The following is a 406-nucleotide window of genomic DNA, read 5'->3' as shown; positions in this document are numbered from 1 at the left end:
CTTGCGACCGTACTTCCCAGGCGGAGTACTTATTGTGTTAACTGCGGCACAGAAGGAGTCGATACCTCCTACACCTAGTACTCATCGTTTACGGCGTGGACTACCAGGGTATCTAATCCTGTTTGCTCCCCACGCTTTCATGCCTCAGCGTCAGTTACAGTCCAGAAAGCCGCCTTCGCCACTGATGTTCTTCCTAATCTCTACGCATTTCACCGCTACACTAGGAATTCCGCTTTCCTCTCCTGCACTCTAGACACCCAGTTTGAAATGCAGTCCCCAAGTTGAGCTCGGGGCTTTCACATCTCACTTAAATGTCCGCCTACACATCCTTTACGCCCAGTAAATCCGGACAACGCTTGCCACCTACGTATTACCGCGGCTGCTGGCACGTAGTTATACTACGTGT

General features: G+C 51.2%; 1 rRNA gene. It reads right to left on the bottom strand.

Annotated features, from left to right (window positions below):
* A 16S ribosomal RNA gene (locus RH99_RS18795) occupies positions 1-406 on the bottom strand; the annotation flags it as partial.

Source organism: Clostridium arbusti SL206, from assembly GCF_000246895.1.
GTDB classification, from domain to species: Bacteria; Bacillota; Clostridia; order Clostridiales; family Clostridiaceae; genus Clostridium_I; species Clostridium_I arbusti.
The sequence above is the reverse complement of the archived record's forward strand: the minus strand, read 5'-3'. Positions and strand labels throughout refer to the sequence as shown.